This is a genomic window from Paenirhizobium cremeum, from assembly GCF_022884085.1.
Classification (GTDB): domain Bacteria; phylum Pseudomonadota; class Alphaproteobacteria; order Rhizobiales; family Rhizobiaceae; genus Allorhizobium; species Allorhizobium cremeum.
On the sequence record NZ_JAGGCS010000007.1, the window covers coordinates 45899 to 60052 of the forward strand.

Annotated in this window: 12 protein-coding genes; 6 read left to right on the forward strand and 6 right to left on the reverse strand. The window is 64.9% G+C overall.

Going from position 1 to position 14154, the window contains the following annotated elements; all coding sequences use genetic code 11:
- Window positions 1-32 precede the first annotated feature (32 nt).
- On the forward strand, window positions 33-1067 hold the full coding sequence (locus J5N58_RS14035) for a LacI family DNA-binding transcriptional regulator (RefSeq protein ID WP_112829608.1): 1035 nt from the start codon (window positions 33-35) through the stop codon (window positions 1065-1067).
- 177 nt (window positions 1068-1244) lie between these two features.
- Window positions 1245-2345 carry a Fic family protein gene (locus J5N58_RS14040; RefSeq protein ID WP_244711283.1) on the forward strand — a complete coding sequence of 367 codons (1101 nt, stop codon included), beginning with the start codon at window positions 1245-1247 and terminating at the stop codon, window positions 2343-2345.
- A gap of 24 nt (window positions 2346-2369) precedes the next feature.
- Here the strand turns inward: J5N58_RS14040 and cydX are convergent, their stop codons facing one another.
- The 6 genes from cydX to cydD all read right to left on the reverse strand — a co-directional run bounded on the left by cydX (window position 2370) and on the right by cydD (window position 9139).
- A complete protein-coding gene (gene cydX, locus J5N58_RS14045) occupies window positions 2370-2489 on the reverse strand; it encodes a cytochrome bd-I oxidase subunit CydX (protein ID WP_112829606.1) in 120 nt (39 codons plus the stop codon).
- A 15-nt stretch (window positions 2490-2504) separates the two neighbouring features.
- On the reverse strand, window positions 2505-3659 hold the full coding sequence (cydB, locus tag J5N58_RS14050) for a cytochrome d ubiquinol oxidase subunit II (protein WP_244711285.1): 1155 nt from the start codon (window positions 3657-3659) through the stop codon (window positions 2505-2507).
- A 4-nt stretch (window positions 3660-3663) separates the two neighbouring features.
- Entirely contained in the window at window positions 3664-5253 is a 1590-nt protein-coding gene (locus J5N58_RS14055; RefSeq protein ID WP_244711287.1) for a cytochrome ubiquinol oxidase subunit I, read from the reverse strand.
- 77 nt (window positions 5254-5330) lie between these two features.
- Window positions 5331-5708, reverse strand: a complete 378-nt coding sequence (locus J5N58_RS14060) for a hypothetical protein (protein WP_112829603.1) — start codon at window positions 5706-5708, stop codon at window positions 5331-5333.
- 84 nt (window positions 5709-5792) lie between these two features.
- Window positions 5793-7472: a thiol reductant ABC exporter subunit CydC gene (gene cydC / locus J5N58_RS14065; RefSeq protein WP_244711290.1), complete on the reverse strand. Its 1680-nt coding sequence runs from the start codon at window positions 7470-7472 to the stop codon at window positions 5793-5795.
- Complete coding sequence (gene cydD / locus J5N58_RS14070) at window positions 7469-9139, reverse strand: thiol reductant ABC exporter subunit CydD (RefSeq protein WP_244711292.1); 1671 nt, start codon at window positions 9137-9139, stop codon at window positions 7469-7471. Before cydD ends, cydC begins: the two co-directional genes overlap by 4 nt.
- A 219-nt stretch (window positions 9140-9358) precedes the next feature.
- Here cydD and J5N58_RS14075 point away from each other — a divergent pair, with 219 nt between their 5' ends.
- From J5N58_RS14075 to J5N58_RS14090, 4 genes are all read left to right on the forward strand, one after another.
- Window positions 9359-10807: an aldehyde dehydrogenase family protein gene (locus J5N58_RS14075; RefSeq protein WP_113438741.1), complete on the forward strand. Its 1449-nt coding sequence runs from the start codon at window positions 9359-9361 to the stop codon at window positions 10805-10807.
- 324 nt (window positions 10808-11131) lie between these two features.
- Complete coding sequence (locus J5N58_RS14080) at window positions 11132-12391, forward strand: ABC transporter substrate-binding protein (RefSeq protein WP_244711294.1); 1260 nt, start codon at window positions 11132-11134, stop codon at window positions 12389-12391.
- Between the two features lie 84 nt (window positions 12392-12475).
- Window positions 12476-13348 carry a carbohydrate ABC transporter permease gene (locus J5N58_RS14085; protein ID WP_244711296.1) on the forward strand — a complete coding sequence of 291 codons (873 nt, stop codon included), beginning with the start codon at window positions 12476-12478 and terminating at the stop codon, window positions 13346-13348.
- Window positions 13335-14144 (forward strand): carbohydrate ABC transporter permease, encoded by an 810-nt coding sequence (locus tag J5N58_RS14090; RefSeq protein ID WP_113442535.1) that lies wholly within the window; start codon window positions 13335-13337, stop codon window positions 14142-14144. Before J5N58_RS14085 ends, J5N58_RS14090 begins: the two co-directional genes overlap by 14 nt.
- Window positions 14145-14154 lie beyond the last annotated feature (10 nt).

A 14154-nucleotide genomic window follows, 5' to 3' on the forward strand; every position in this document is an offset into this window, starting at 1 on the left:
TTCGTCCGGACATCAGAGGGGGCCTCCGGAAAATGAAGGGAATCCGCGAGCTTGCGAAACATCTCGACATCTCGATCGGGACGGTGTCCCGCGCCTTGAACGGCAAGCCCGACGTGAACCCGCAGACGCGGCAGCGGGTGCTGGAGGCTGCGGCCTCGCTCGGTTACGTCGCCAACCAGTCGGGCCGGTCTCTGCGCAAGGGCGCGACCGGCGTCATCGGCTTCATGATGCAGACCGGCAGCGAAATCACCGGACAAGGCGATACCTTCTTCATGAGCGTCTTCGACGGCGTGCAGACCGTGCTTGCCCGTCACAAGCTCGACCTTGTCGCCCTTCTCTGCTCCTCGGAGGAAGATCCGGACGACTACCTGAAGCGCATCGTCGCCCGAGGCTTCGCCGACGGCCTGATCCTGTCCGCCACCCGGCGGCACGATCCGCGCATAGACCTTCTCGCCCGACGCAAGATCCCCTTCATCACGCTCGGCAGAAGCCTCACCGACGGCGGCCAGCCCTGGATCGACCTCGATTTCGAGGGCATGGCGCAGGCGTCCGTCGACCGGTTCGTTGCCCGCGGGCACAGGCGCATCGCGATCACCCGGCCGCATGACGACATCAATCTCGGTTATGTCTTCGTCGACGCATGCCGGCAGGCGCTGCGGCGCCACGGGCTCGACCTCGCCGACGAGCACGTGTTCCGCTCGACGCCGAACGAGGCCGGCGGCTACCAGATCGCCCGGCAGCTGATCGCCTGCACGCCCAGGCCGAGCGCGATCCTGCTGGTCAACGAGGCGATCGCCACCGGCCTTTACCGCGGGCTTCAGGAAGCCCGGCTCCTGCCGGGCCGCGACATTGCCGTGATCGGCCAGCAGAGCCCCCATTCCCACTTCCTCTCGCCCCGGCTGACGAGTTTCACCCTGTCGCTGCGCGACCTCGGCATCGCGCTTGCCGAGACCCTGCTCGGCACCATGCCGGTCTATCGGGACATGTATCCGGAACAGCCGCACCGCCTGCTCTGGCCCATGACCCTGGTCGATGGGGAAAGCGACGGGGAGGCTCCGGCGGACTGAGCGGAACGGCCGGTCAGGGCAGGCGGCAGCAAACACGGGCATGGCCTCATGTCCCCTGGCCGGACTGGTTTTCCATGCCGGCGGACGTCAGTCATTGCGGGCCGTGAGTTATAGACCCGTTTGCTATTGCTCACCGAAATAGGATACTGTGAGTTATAGAAACGGACCCTATAACTCATGGCATGGAACTGGACCCAGGAATTCTGGCCATCCTTCACGTATGACGCGGCGGTGCTGGAACCGCTGGAGCGCCGCTTTCTGCTGACGTCGGGCGAGGTGATCGGGGCTGTCCGCCATGTCGGCGAGGAGGAACGCACGCTGCTGCGCGTCGAGCTTCTGAGCGACGAGGCGGTGAAGACCTCCGAGATCGAGGGCGAGATGCTCGACAGGTTGAGCGTCCAGTCCTCCCTGCGCCGGCAGTTCGGCCTTGCAAGCGACGACCGGCCGGTCCGGCCGCAGGAGCGCGGTATCGCGGAAATGATGGTCGACGTCTATGACGGCTGGGCCGCGCCCCTCGATCACGAAACCCTGTTTCGCTGGCACGGCATGCTGATGACCGGCAACCGCCATATCGGCACGATCGGCGGATATCGCACCCATGAGGACGCGATGCAGATCGTCTCCGGCCGTCACGACAAGCCGACCGTCCATTTCGAAGCGCCGCCATCGGAACGGGTGCCGACCGAAATGCAGGCTTATGTCGACTGGTTCAACAGATCGGCGCCGGGGGGCGAAAGCCCCCTGCCCGCGCTGACCCGGGCGGGCATCGGCCACCTCTATTTCGAGAGCATCCACCCCTTCGAGGACGGAAACGGCCGGCTTGGCCGGGCGCTTGCCGAAAAATCGCTTTCGCAGAACATCGGCCAGCCCAGCCTGATTGCGCTTGCCTATACGATCGAGCGCAGCCGCAAGACCTATTACGACCAGCTCGAACGGCACCAGCGCACGCTCGATATCACCGGATGGCTCGTCTATTTCGCCGAGACCATACTGGAATCGCAGCAGACGACCCTGAAGCGCGTCGCGTTCCATATCGGCAAGGCCCGTTTCTACGACCGCTTCCGGCAGCAGTTGAACGAACGGCAGGAGAAAGTCGTCGAGCGTATGTTCCGCGAGGGGCCGGCGGGTTTCAAGGGCGGGCTCAGCGCCGAAAACTATATCGCGATCACGCGAACCTCGCGCGCAACGGCGACGCGCGATCTCCACGACCTCGTGGAGAAAGGCATTTTGACGCGGACCGGCGAGCGCCGGCACACCCGCTATACGCTCAACCTTTGAGCAAGCGGGCTGCCGGCGACAGGCCTACTTCGATTTTTTGGCGTCTTCCTTCTTTTGCGCGTCGATCAGCTCGTACCACATGGCGTTGAGCACGGCGAAGGCAGCGGCAAGCGGCAGGCCGAGTAGCCAGGAAAAATACCACATGACGGTTTCCTTTCCTCAATAGGCGTGGTTGGCGGGATCGTTGATGTCCTTCGCGTCGACCTTGCCCCACAGCACCCGGTAGACGAAGGAGGTGTAGGCGATGATGATCGGAACGAAGATGACGGCGCAGACCAGCATGATGAACAGCGTCATGTGGCTGGAGGAGGCGTCCCAGACCGTGAGGCTGGACCGCGGATCGACGCTCGACGGCAGGATGAAGGGGAACATCGACAGCCCGACCGTCGAGACGATGCCGAGGATCGACACCGAACTCATCAGCCACGGCGCCCCGTCCTTCTTCGCCGCGAAGGCGAGAAGCGAACCGAGCGCGCCGAGGAAGCCGAGCGCCGGCGCGACCGTCATCCAGGGATGGGCGGCATAATTCTGGAACCAGACGCCGGACGCAGCCTCGACCGTCTTGTAGAGCGGGTTCGAGGGGCCTGCCGGATCGATTGCGGACGTGAACCGGTAGCCGTCGATCACCGTCAGCCAGACGCCACCGACGGCGAAAAGCACGACGGTCAGGATGGCCGCGACCATGCCGATCCGGCGGGCGCGGGCATTGACGGTGCCGGAGGTCTTCAGCGTCAGCCAGCCGGCGCCGTGCATGACGAGCATGGAAACCGACAGGATGCCGGCGAGCAGGCCATAGGGGTTGAGGAGTTCGAACAGCGTCGTGCCGTCATAGAAGATGCGCAGGTCGTCGGTGAGGTGGAACGGCACGCCCTGCAGGACATTGCCGACCGCGACCCCCATGACAAGCGCCGGCACGAGGCCGCCGACGAAGAGCGCCCAGTCCCAGGCGGTGCGCCATGTGGTGCTTTCGCGCTTCGAGCGGTACTTGAAGCCGACCGGGCGCAGGATGAGCGCGAAGAGGATCGCGAACATCGCCAGATAGAAGCCCGAGAAGGATACCGCATAGAGCGGCGGCCAGGCGGCGAAGATCGCCCCGCCGCCGAGGATCAGCCAGACCTGGTTGCCTTCCCAGACCGGGCCGATGGTGTTGATGACGACGCGCCGTTCGGTGTCGTCCCGACCCACGAAGGGCAGGAGCGTGGCCACTCCGAGGTCGAAGCCGTCCATCACGGCAAAGCCGATGAGCAGGACGCCGAGAAGCAGCCACCAGATGACGCGAAGGATTTCGTAATCGATAAGCGTGTGCAGGATCATGGTCTTACTCCGCCGGTACGATGGTCTTCGAGATGAGTTCGGGTTCCGGATGTCCGGGGCGTTCGTCGTCCGGCTCCGGTCCCTTGCGGATCGCCTTCAGCATCAGCCCCATCTCGACGATAAAGAGGACGGTGTAGATCGCGGTAAAACCGGCGATGGTGAAGAGCAGCGTCGTCGCTCCGAGATTGGAGACGGCGGCAGCGGTCGGCAGCACGCCTTCGATGATCCACGGCTGGCGTCCCACCTCCGCGACGATCCAGCCCAGTTCCGCGGCGATCCACGGCAGCGGGATGGAAAAGACCGCGACCCTCAGCAACCACGGACGCTTCGTGTGGGTGTGACGGCTGCAGATGACGAAGAAGACGGCCGTCAGCGCGATGAAATAGAAGCCGAGGGCGACCATGAAGCGGAAGGCCCAGAACAGGGTCGGCACGTTGGGGATGGTGTCGGTCGCCGCCCTGGCGATCTGCTCGTCGGTTGCCTGACGCGGATCGTCGACGTAACGCTTCAGGAGAAGCGCATAGCCGAGATCGAGGCCGTTATCCTCGAACCTTGCCTTGACGGCCGGGTCGATGGCCGTGGTGGTGCCGGCGGCGCGGATGGTCTGCAGCGCGTCATAGGCGACGATGCCCCGGCGGATGCGGGTTTCGGCGCTCCTGACGAGGCTGTCGATACCCGGGATTTCGGTGGTCAGCGAACGGGTGCCGATCAGGCCCATGACCCAGGGTATCTCCACCTTGTAATGGGTCTCGCGGGTTTCCTGGTCGGGAAAGCCGAAGGCGGTGAAGGCGGCCGGCGCGGGTTCCGTTTCCCACATCGCCTCGATGGCGGCGAGCTTCATCTTCTGGTGTTCTGAGGCTTCATAGCCGCTCTCGTCGCCGAGGACGACGACCGAAAGCGAGGCGGCGAGACCGAAGGAGGCCGCCACCGTCATCGAGCGTTTGGCAAGCTCGATCTCGCGGCCCTTCAGCAGGTACCAGGCCGAAACGCCGAGAACGAAGATGGAGGCCGTGACATAACCCGCCGAGACGGTGTGCACGAACTTCGCCTGGGCGACCGGATTAAACAGCACAAGGAAGAAGTCGTTGACCTCCATGCGCATGGTTTGCGGATTGAAGGCCGAGCCGACCGGGTTCTGCATCCAGCCATTGGCGATCAGGATCCACAGCGCCGAGAAGTTGGAGCCGAGCGCCACGCACCAGGTCGCCGCGAGATGGCCGACCTTGGACATGCGATCCCAGCCGAAGAAGAACAGTCCGACGAAGGTCGCCTCCAGGAAGAAGGCCATGAGGCCCTCGATGGCAAGCGGCGCACCGAAGATGTCGCCGACATAGTGGCTGTAATAGCTCCAGTTCATGCCGAACTGGAATTCCATGACGATGCCGGTCGAAACGCCGAGCACGAAATTGATGCCGAACAGCGTGCCCCAGAACTTGGTCATCTGCCGCCAGACCGTTTTGCCGGTCATGACATAGACCGTTTCCATGATGGCCAGCAGGATCGACAGCCCGAGGGTGAGAGGGACGAAGAGAAAGTGGTAGAGCGCCGTAAGGGCAAATTGCAGGCGCGATAACGCCACGATATCGAGTTCCATATCTCGATCTCCAGAAAAGAAAAACCGGGGTGTTTGCCCAAGGCCGCAGGCGGAGCGGCGTCGGGCGCTTTGGGACTTCAGGCCACCGGCGGCGCTCTCGGCGCGGCCTTCGAAATCAGCACGGGCGGCGCGTCGAAACGCGCCCGATCCGGTCGCAGGACCGTTTCATGCGGCATGGGCCGGTCGCCCGCTTCCTCCGCCGGCAGCGGCAGGACCATCGCCGCTGAAATGAGGCAGGCCTCGCAGGACCGGTTCAGAGAGTACCCGTCCTTGCCGATACCGCCCCTTGAGCCGGCGAGGCAGAGATCGGGAACAGTGCCGTCCGGAAGCGCAATGGCCGCCGCGACGATTTCCGTTGCCTGCACATCCGGAACCCGGTGAGCAAAGCCCACCGAGAAGAGCGCAATCGCGCACAGGATGCGCAGGAATTGCGATATGGAGCCGGAAGAACGCATGAGGTCTCTGAACCGCTGAAAGCAACGTCTGACAATTGCTTATTGTTATCTTGCGGCGCAGGCAATGCGACAAAATAACGTCGCTCAACGTTTGCGCAGTCTCGAAGCAACCTCGGCGAAAGCCGTCTCCCTACATTTGAAATTGCCACATAATTGACCTTTGTCAACAACAAGGATTCGGTCGGCAATTTCGACGTCCTGCGCGCTGTGGGTCGCGATCAGGACGGTGCGCCCTCCCCTTGCGGCGGCAAGGCGCGCCACGATGTCGCGGGCGGTCTCGGTATCCAGCGCCTCGGTCGGCTCATCGAGCAGAAGAAGGGGTACATCCGCCAGGAGAAGCCGGGCAAGCGACAGGCGCCGGCTTTCGCCGCCGGAAAGGCCCGAGCCTCCTTCGCCGAGCCAGGTTTCAAGCCCCTGCGGCAGGTTGCGGGCCATCTCCGCCAGCCCTGCCGCATCGAGCGCCGCCCAGAGTTCCGCTTCCGTGGCGTCAGGCCTTGCCAGCCTGAGATTGCCGGCGAGCGTATCGGCGAAGAGTTCGACGCGCTGCGTGAGGAGAGTGGCAGGCAGCGCCGCGACACGACCGGCTTCGGCGGTGATTTCACCCGCGATCAGGGCCATCAGGGTCGATTTTCCGGCCCCGCTCGGACCGGTCAGCGCCACGATCTCGCCGGCCGGTATTTCGAGCGACAGGCCCGAGAGCGCCGGCCGCCCTGCGCCGGGATGCCGCAGGACGAGGTTTTCGGCCAGAAGAGCGAGACCCGGCGGCGGCGGCGCGACGGCGATCTCCTGCGGGGTCTCTCCGAGGCGGGGCGCGATGCGGCGTGCGGCGGCAAGAATGCGTCCCGCTTCCAGCGCCCCGCGTCGCAGGCCCGCGAACGGCTCGACGGCGGCAAGAGCCAGAAGCAGGGCGAAGGCGGCGACCGGCACGCCGATGACGCCCGCCTCGACCAGACAGGCGAGCGCCACGAGAAGACAGCCGCCGACAACGGGCGCCAGCGCCGCAAGGCCGAAGCCGGCAAGCGTCTCGATGCGGTTCAGCCGGTCGTCGGTCTCGGCCAGCCGGCTTTCCGCCGTCTCGACATTCTGCCTGGATGCCTCAAGGCGACCGGCCATCAGCAGATCCGTGGCGCCGGCGATCATGTCGATGACCCGGCCGCGCACGGCTTCCAGCGCGGCGGCGCGATGACGGGCCGGCTTTTCAGCCTTCAACGCAGCGATGACCGCGATGCCGAAGCCCGCCACTACAGGAAGCAGGCCAACCGCAAGCGCGATGCGGCCATCGACGAAGACGAGCGAGAGGGCGGCAAACAGCGCCGAGGCAAGCGCCACGCCTGACGGTACGAGAAGCCGCAGGTAAAGCCCGTCGAGGGCATCGACATCCAGCGTCAGGCGGAAGAGGAGGCGTGCGGGGCGAAGCGCCAGTGCGCGTGCCGAGCGCGCCGTGGCAAAGGTCCGAAACAGCGTCTCGCGCATGCCGGCGAGCACCGAAAGCGTCGCGTCATGGGTGACGATGCGCTCGCTATACCGCGCCGCGGTGCGGAACAGCGCGAGAAAGCGGATGCCGGCCGAGGGCGCGAAGACATCGAAGGCGAGCGCGGTCGCGGACGTCAGACCGGCAAAGGCCGTTGCCGTGATGAACCAGCCGGAGAGCGACAGCAGCGCGATCCCGGCAATCGCGGTCAGCGCGGCGAGCAGGAAGCCCAGCGCCATCGCCAGCCGCTTTTCCTTGAGGAACCGGCGAAGAACGACGAGAAGCGGCCTCATGCACCCTCCTCCGCCGCAAGCGTCACGATCCGGTCCATGCGCGCGGCAAGCACCGCATCATGGGTGACGACGACGAGCGTCCTTTCCTTTGCGAGGTCGAGCAGGCTGTCCGTCACCAGATCCGCCGTGGCGGCATCGAGATGCGCGGTCGGCTCATCGGCGAGGATCAGCCGTGCCTTCTTGCTGGCGGCGGCGCGGGCGATGGCAAGCCGCACGATCTCGCCGCCGGAAAGGCCCGTTCCGCCCTCGCCGAGCGGTGCACGGCCATGGCTTTCGGCAACATGGGACAGACGCCCGACCGCAAGCGCCCCGGCGACCGCATCGGCATCGACGTCAGGCCGTCCGAGCGACACGTTGGCGGCGATGGAACCCGAAAAGACATGGGCGGACTGCCCGATCCAGGCGATATCGCCCGCCTCGCGCGCCGCCGCCGGCAAGCGCCCGAAAACGGCGAGCTTTCCCGCCTGCGGAGCGGCAAGCCCCGCCAGCAGCGATAAAAGCGTGGATTTGCCGCTGCCGCTCGGCGCCATGATCGCGATCTTCTCGCCGGGCGCGATGGAGAGCGAGAAAGCCTGAAGCGTCGGGGCCTCGCGGCCCGGATGGGTATAGCGCAGACCTTCCGCCAGGAGCGCCGCCTCGCTGCCGTTTGCCGATCCTTCGGAGGGCGGCAGGGGCATGCCCTTGCCGGAAAGCGCGCCAAGCGCTTTTTGCGCCGCCTCGCCCGCCGCGCGGTCATGCCAGACGGAGGACAGTTCACGCAGCGGCTCGAAGAAGGCGGGCGCGATCATCAGCACGAACAGGCCTTCGGCCAGCGTCAGTTTCGTCCCCCAGGTTCCGACCCCGATAAATCCCAGAAGATGAAAGCCGATATAGACGGCCGTCAGCGCCACGCCGAGGGCGGAAAAAAGCTCCAGCGTCGCAGACGTGAGGAAGGCGATCTTCAGGACCGCCATGGTGCGTCGCTTCAGGTCTTCCGCCTCGATGCGCAGCCGCTTGGCCGTCTCCGGGACGGCGCCGAGCGTGCGGATGGTGGCAAGGCCGCGCAGCCGGTCAATGAGGAAGGCGTTGATGTCGCCCATGCGGGCAAGCTGCTGTTCGCTGGCCTTGCGGGCACGCATTCCGACGAGCGCCATGAACAGTGGAATGACCGGTGCGGTGACAAGCAGCGCCAGCGCCGCGATCCATGAAAACGGGAGAACCGCGGCGGCGATGACGAAAGGCACGATCATCGCCTTCGTCCGGGCGGGCTGGTAACGGGAAAGCCATGGCGTCAACATTTCCGCCTGCTCGGCGATCACGCTTGCAGCCTGTCCGGACGAGGGGCGGCCGGTATCGACCGGCGAGCGCGCAGCAAGGGCTGCAAGCGCGCTCACGCGGCTGGCGGTGAGTTCGCGCCGGGCAGACTTGAAGGCAAGACGGCCGGACAAAGCCTCAAGCGCGGCGCGCAGCAACCCGAACAGGGCGAAGCAGACGGCGTTTTCCAGGATATCGCCCGCGCCCGCGCCATCGGCCAGACGCCCGATGGCCTGGGCCGCGAACCAGGCCTGCGGTAGCCAGCATAGAGGCGCTGCAACGGCGAGCAGAACGGCCGCACGTCCCGGACCGGGGATCGCGCGTCCGCGACCCGAGCGCCCGCGGCGGCCAGGTTCCTGAGAGACATTCGGCAAAGTGGCGGTTTCCGTTGATCTTAATGATCGTTGTCAAGTGATATACGGACAGGCCCCGCTGCTCGCAAGCGGCGAAATGTCGCCGACGGAGGCCGGGTCCCGGCCGGGCGGGCACGGGCCTCTCCGGTGACTTCACCCCGCAGGAAGGGCTGGCCGGGGCCGTTGCGGGATTGTAAGGATGTCCACCGACCTTTCCAACCCCACCAGTCAGGATGCCCCATGCTGCAGAACAAGACACTGATCGAAAAGCTCAACTTCTATATCGACGGCGCGTGGGTCGCTCCGGCTGGCGGAACGCGGATCGAAGTCGTCAACCCGGCGAACGAGGAAGCCTATGCCGTGATTTCCGGCGGCACCGCCGGCGACATCGACCGGGCCGTGGCCGCCGCCCGCCGCGCCTTCGAAGGCTGGAGCAGCACGAGCCGCGACGAACGGCTTGCCCATCTGGAAAAGCTCGTCGCGATCTACGAGCGCCGGATGGAGGAGATGGCCGAGGCGATCACCGCCGAAATGGGTGCGCCGATCAGGCTTTCGCGCGAATCCCAGGCGGTCTCCGGCGTCTCCCACCTGAAGGCGTTCATCCGCGCCTTCAAGGCCTATGAATGGGAATACCTGCCGGACGAAACCCGCCCCAACCAGCGGATCGTGCATGAGCCGATCGGCGTTTGCGGCCTCATCACGCCGTGGAACTGGCCGATGAACCAGATCGCGCTGAAGGTCATACCCGCGGTCGCCGTCGGCTGCACCGTCGTGCTCAAGCCTTCGGAAATCGCCCCGATGTCGGCGATGCTGTTTGCCGAGTTCATGGACGAGGCGGGCTTCCCCGCAGGCGTCTTCAACCTCGTCAACGGCGAGGGTCCCGTCGTCGGCGAGGCGCTTTCCAGCCATCCGGACGTCGACATGATGTCGTTCACCGGCTCGACCCGCGCAGGTGCCGCCGTCTCGCGCGCTTCTGCCGCCACGGTCAAGCGCGTATCGCTCGAACTCGGCGGCAAGTCGCCGAACATCGTCTTCGCCGATGCCGACCTGCCGGCCGCCATCGAACGCGGCGTCAGGCATTGCTTCGAGAACACCGGGCAGTCCTGCAATGCGCCGACCCGCATGCTGGTCGAGCGTTCCGTCTATGACGCAGCCGTCGATCTTGCCGCCAGGGCCGGCGCACAGGTCGCCGTCGACGACCCGGCCAGGGACGGCGATCATATCGGCCCGCTGTCCTCCGGAGCCCAGTTCGAGAAGGTCCAGGGCATGATCGAAAAGGGCATCGCCGAAGGAGCGAAGCCGGTGCTTGGCGGGCTCGGCAGGCCGGAAGGCTTCAATCGCGGCTATTTCGTCCGCCCGACCATCTTCGCCGGCGTCGACAACGACATGGCGATCGCGCGCGAGGAGGTTTTCGGGCCGGTGCTGGTGATGATCCCCTTCGACACCGAGGAAGACGCGATCCGCATCGCCAACGACACGGTCTATGGCCTTGCCGCCTATATCCAGACGGGATCGCCGGAACGGGCGCAGCGCGTCGCCCGCAGGCTGCGCGCCGGCATGGTACAGATCAACGGCACCTCCCGCGCGCCGGGCATGCCCTTCGGCGGCTACAAGCAGTCCGGCATCGGCCGCGAAGGCGGCAAGTGGGGCCTGGAAGACTTCATGGAAGTCAAGCTGATCGCCGGCTGAAGGTTCGGCCTGAAGAAATAGGCCCGAAGAACCGGCCCGAAGGCCGGTTCCTTCGCCACCGGCGGCCGCGCCGGTGGCTCAATGCAATTTACACCCGGGCTCTTCGCCTGCGGCAAAACACCTCCCGCCCGCCGGCCACCTCCCCCCAGAGGGGATCAAGAACACCGCGCCGCAGCACCTTCCTTATGCGATTGCCGCGTCCCCAAGGCATCCTTCCTTCCTCTCCACGTCACGAAAACTTGGCTCCGGCTTCACGAAACTGTCGTGCAACGGGTCTAGAGGATGACGAGCGGGATGCAATTTCTTTTGCAAAGGAAAAGATTCATGTCACACAAATTGCACAAACTGGCCGGCGCCAGCCTGATCGCCCTTCTTGCCACGGTCGCCTCGGCTGAGGCCGCAACGGTGGTGAAGTTCTGGCACAGCTTCAACAAGGGCAATGGCGAAGCGCTGGACAAGATCATCGCCGGTTTCGAGGCGGCCAATCCGGACATCGACATTCAGGCCGAGTTCATCGGCAACTATAACGACATCGTCGCCAAGCTGCAGGCCGCCATTCCGGCCAAGCGCGCGCCCGATGCGGTCATTCTCGAGGTGACCCGCTACGGCCTTTTCGCCGACCGCGGCGTGCTGACCGACCTCACCCCCTATTTCGATGCCGATCCGCTGAAGGACGACCTTTACGACTACGCGCGCGAAGTCGGCGTCTACAAGGGCAAGAACTATATCGTGCCCTTCAACTCCTCGACCCCGGTCCTTTACTACAACAGCGATATCTTCAAGCGCGCCGGCATCGAGGGCGAGCCTGCGCTGAAGACCTTCGACGACATCATGGCCGCGTCGAAGACGATCACCGAAAAGCTCGGTTCGGAAGGCATCAGCGGCATCGCCGCGCCGGGCCAGTTCGCCCGCTGGGGCCTCGTCATGGCCAATGACAGCGAACTGATGGACCCCGAGACCAACGAGGTGCTGCTCGACAGCCCGAACACCATCGAAGCCTATCAATGGATGGCCTCGCTGGTGCACAAGGAAAAGGTCTCCTCGCCGGACGGCGTGACCGAGGAAGACAACGGTCGCGACGCATTCCTCGCCGGCAAGGTCGGCATCATGCTGAATTCGACCGGCAATTACGGCGGCGCCAGGAAGGCGCTCGGCGACAAGCTCGAAACGCGCCCGATGCCCTGCAACAAGACCTGCTCGGTGCCGATCGGCGGCGCCGGAATCGGCATTCTCTCGACCTCCGAAAAGGCGGTTCAGGACGCGGCCTACAAGTTCGTGAGCTACGCCGCATCGCCTGAGGCCAACGCCATCTGGTTTGCCGAAACCGGCTATCTGCCGATCAACAAGAAGAGCGCGGCCCTGCCGGTCGCGGTCGAAGCGCTCGCCACCCAGCCGGGCATCGATGTCGCCATCAAGCAGCTCGACTTCGCCCATGGCCGTTCGCGCGCACCCGTCGTCACCTGGATGCGCACCACCGAATACAAAATGTGGGAAGCCATGGCCTTCGGCCAGCGCGACGCGACCGAGACCATGAAGGACTTCGCCGCCCAGACCCGCAAGGAAACGGAACGCAACGGCGAGTAATCCTCCGCCAAAACAGCGGGACCGGCGGTCGACCTTCTGGCGGCTGCCGGTCCCTCACCCTTTCTTCCGCTCGATTTGGGTCCCATGCTTCGCACCCTCACACCCTATCTGTTCGTCGGCCCGCTGATCGCCTTCATCGCGGTGTTCACCTATATCCCCATCGTGTCGAGCCTCAACCTGAGCTTCCGCCACTGGGATTTCCTGTCGCCGGACATGCCCTTCGTCGGGCTCGACAATTACCGCGCCCTTTTTGCCTCGCGCGATTTCTGGAACGCGCTGAAGGTCACGGCGCTGTTTGCCGTGCTTTCCGTGCCGCTGAGGCTCGTTCTGGCGCTCGCCATCGCCAGCTACCTGGTGCGCGAAACACTGCCCTCGCGGCTGCTGCGCGGCGCGCTGTTTTTGCCCTCGGTCACCTCCACCGTCTCCATTGCCGTCGTCTTCTCCTGGGTGTTTGCCACCGATTACGGCATGGTCAACGCGCTGCTGGCAAACCTCGGGCTGGGCAAGGTGCCGTGGCTGCAGGACCCGTCACTGGCGCTCTGGGTGCTGATCGCGGTCAATACCTGGAAACAGCTCGGCTACGACATCGTCATCTACATCGCCGGCCTGCAGGCCGTGCCGCAGGAGCTTTACGATGCCGCTGCCGTCGATGGCGGCCGCCGGTTCCACGTGTTCCGCCGGGTCACCGTGCCGCTGGTCATGCCGACTACCTATTTCCTGCTGGTCATCTCGGTGATCGAGGCCTTCCAGGTCTTCACCATCGTCAACGTCATGACCCATGGCGGACCGGCGGGCGCGACCGACATGCTGGTCAATATGCTCTACCGCGTCGGTTTCGTGCTGTTCGACATCGGCCAGGGCTCGGCGCTCGCCGTGCTGCTCTTCGTCCTTCTCATCGTGCTGGCGCTGGTCAAGTCCTTCGTCGTCGGCAGGAAGGTGCATTATGAAGCCTGTTAACCGCCTCCTCACCCTGCTTGCGCTGGCTGCCGGGACGATTTTCCTCGTGCCGGTGCTCTATTCGATCTGGATGTCGTTCCAGACGGCGCACGCCTATTACACCGGCACGGTGGAGTTCACGCTCGGCAATTACGCCCGCGCGGTCGGGCAATACAATTTCGCCCGTTATCTCATGAACAGCATCCTCGTCTCCGGGCTGGTGACGATCATCGGGCTGACCGTCGCCACCATGGCCGCCTTCGCCTTCGCCCGCTACGAGTTTCGCGGCGGCAACCTGCTGTTCGGCGCAACCGTCGCGACGCTGATGATTCCGAGCCATATCAGCCTCATTCCCAACTACCTGACGCTCGCCAAGGCGGGACTGCTCGACACCTATGCCGGGCTGATCCTGCCGGCGATCTCCAACGGTTTCGCCGCCTTCTTCCTGCGGCAATACATCAAGGGCATTCCGAGGGCGCTGGACGAGGCCGCCTACATGGATGGCGCCACACCTTTGCAGGTGCTCTGGCGGATCATCGTGCCGATCTCGAAGCCCGCCATCTTCTCGATGGGGCTCTATATCTTCCTCACCGAATGGAACAACTACATCTGGCCGCTGGTCGCCGTCGGCAAGGAAGACCTCTTCACGCTACAGATCGGCCTGGCTCGGCTCTACCGCACCAATCCCGGCGAAGGCCTGATCGACTGGCCGCTGGTCATGGCCGCATCGACCATCACCATCCTGCCGGTGCTCCTGGGCTTCCTGCTGGTCGAGCGGCATCTGGTGCGCGGCATCACCATGGGCGCGGTCAAGTAATTCAACATGG

What these genes read in the sequence shown, in the direction of transcription:
- J5N58_RS14080 (WP_244711294.1), top strand. Translation starts at nt 11,132, where the DNA reads ATGTCACACAAATTGCACAAACTGGCCGGCGCCAGCCTGATCGCCCTT.
- J5N58_RS14075 (WP_113438741.1), top strand. Translation starts at nt 9,359, where the DNA reads ATGCTGCAGAACAAGACACTGATCGAAAAGCTCAACTTCTATATCGAC.
- J5N58_RS14060 (WP_112829603.1), bottom strand. Translation starts at nt 5,708, where the DNA reads ATGCGTTCTTCCGGCTCCATATCGCAATTCCTGCGCATCCTGTGCGCG.
- J5N58_RS14090 (WP_113442535.1), top strand. Translation starts at nt 13,335, where the DNA reads ATGAAGCCTGTTAACCGCCTCCTCACCCTGCTTGCGCTGGCTGCCGGG.
- cydX (WP_112829606.1), bottom strand. Translation starts at nt 2,489, where the DNA reads ATGTGGTATTTTTCCTGGCTACTCGGCCTGCCGCTTGCCGCTGCCTTC.
- J5N58_RS14055 (WP_244711287.1), bottom strand. Translation starts at nt 5,253, where the DNA reads ATGGAACTCGATATCGTGGCGTTATCGCGCCTGCAATTTGCCCTTACG.
- cydB (WP_244711285.1), bottom strand. Translation starts at nt 3,659, where the DNA reads ATGATCCTGCACACGCTTATCGATTACGAAATCCTTCGCGTCATCTGG.
- J5N58_RS14035 (WP_112829608.1), top strand. Translation starts at nt 33, where the DNA reads ATGAAGGGAATCCGCGAGCTTGCGAAACATCTCGACATCTCGATCGGG.
- J5N58_RS14040 (WP_244711283.1), top strand. Translation starts at nt 1,245, where the DNA reads ATGGCATGGAACTGGACCCAGGAATTCTGGCCATCCTTCACGTATGAC.
- cydC (WP_244711290.1), bottom strand. Translation starts at nt 7,472, where the DNA reads ATGAGGCCGCTTCTCGTCGTTCTTCGCCGGTTCCTCAAGGAAAAGCGG.
- J5N58_RS14085 (WP_244711296.1), top strand. Translation starts at nt 12,476, where the DNA reads ATGCTTCGCACCCTCACACCCTATCTGTTCGTCGGCCCGCTGATCGCC.